The sequence below is a fragment of the Pseudacidovorax intermedius genome, assembly GCF_001476815.1.
GTDB lineage: Bacteria > Pseudomonadota > Gammaproteobacteria > Burkholderiales > Burkholderiaceae_C > Xenophilus > Xenophilus intermedius_A.
In genome coordinates this window covers 1-1282 of sequence record NZ_LDSL01000168.1, presented here as the reverse complement: position 1 = coordinate 1282, position 1282 = coordinate 1, and the positions used below count along the sequence as shown (strand labels likewise).

2 protein-coding genes are annotated in these 1282 nt (G+C 63.8%); both read left to right on the top strand.

Going from position 1 to position 1282, the window contains the following annotated elements:
- Positions 1–305 (top strand): hypothetical protein (locus NS331_RS26835; protein ID WP_193758179.1); only part of this gene is annotated, 305 nt, incomplete at its 5' end.
- A gap of 10 nt (positions 306–315) precedes the next feature.
- A partial coding sequence (locus tag NS331_RS22150) for a hypothetical protein (RefSeq protein WP_153012986.1) occupies positions 316–1282 on the top strand: 967 nt, incomplete at its 3' end.

Here is a 1282-nt window from a genome sequence, read left to right as displayed (position 1 = left end):
TGACCGGCGGTACCGAGGACTGCTACTTCAACTGCCACGAGAAGGTGAACGAGTACCGCTACCGGATGATCGGCCACATCGATTTCCAGAACTCGAACACCATCATGGGTGTGCGCGCCCTGTGCGCCTACTTCACGGCCGCGAACCTCTTCGTGAAGCTCGACCTCGGTGGCCAGCGCACCTTCGGTATGAAGGGCTTCCCGAATGGCCCGCTCAAGAAGCCCGGTCCGAAACCGAAGATGAAGCCGCCCATCATGCGCGTGCCGCTGCACTTGGCTGCCGAGCGCTTCGTGACCTGGATTTGAGGAGCCCGTGATGCACAAAGCTTCGCGCATCGCCTCGGCCGCGTCATTGGCAGCATATGAGGGGGCCCTGGACCCGTCCCTGTTTGCCGTTCCGGCCGCTTCCAGCGATCTGCCGCTGACCAAGCGGCATGCCGCCTTGCAGACGATCAAACACCTCGCCGGCCGCGCGCCCGCGGTCGTCGAGGACTGGGTGAAGGTGCGCAAGACGCCGACGGGCGACCGGCTCTGGCTGGCCCAGGACGCCCTCATCTTCCTGGCCGCGCTGACGTACGCGGGTCAGACGGTGGGCCAAGTGCGACTGAGCGGCGTCGACGACCCGAGGCTCTCGGCCGTCTTCAAGCACATGAGTCCGTTCATGGGTGTGCAGATGCGCCATGACCAAGTGCAGCACGTCCTGCAGGCCAATCCCTGGCGATGGGCGCAAACGCTCTACAAACAGCTCACACCGCTGATCAAGCTCCTGAGCAGCCGCTCCCAAGTCGAGCGCGAAGTCAAGCATGAGCTGAAGTTGGAGGAGAAGTTGCGCAAGATGAAATCGCGCCTCCTGGCCCTAGCGAAGAAGCATCCCGACGCCGTCGTGCTGCGGCTGGAGCTGTACGCACCCTGCCCAGCGAACGTCGAGCACGGTGAAGACGGGTGGGCGCAGAAAATGGCCTCGCTGGCGCGCACGTGGGTCGAGAAGCTCGGCAAGGAACTGGACGCGCAGATCGTCAGCGCCGAGATGTGTCCGCAGCAAGACGGGCAGCTCAATGTCGGCATCCATGCGATGGTCATCGTCGCCAAGCAGCCCAAGGACGCCAGCATTCGCCTGCACGAGAAGGCGGGCGAGTTCTGGAAGAAGGAGGCGGGCGCAGGCAGCAGCTACGTCATTTGCAAGGGCGCGACCCTGCAGGTTCGCTATCGGGGTCGTCTGCTCAATGCGGAAGGCGACCGTCTGCAGTCGGAACTCACCGACGCCGCGGCGTACTTCATCTATG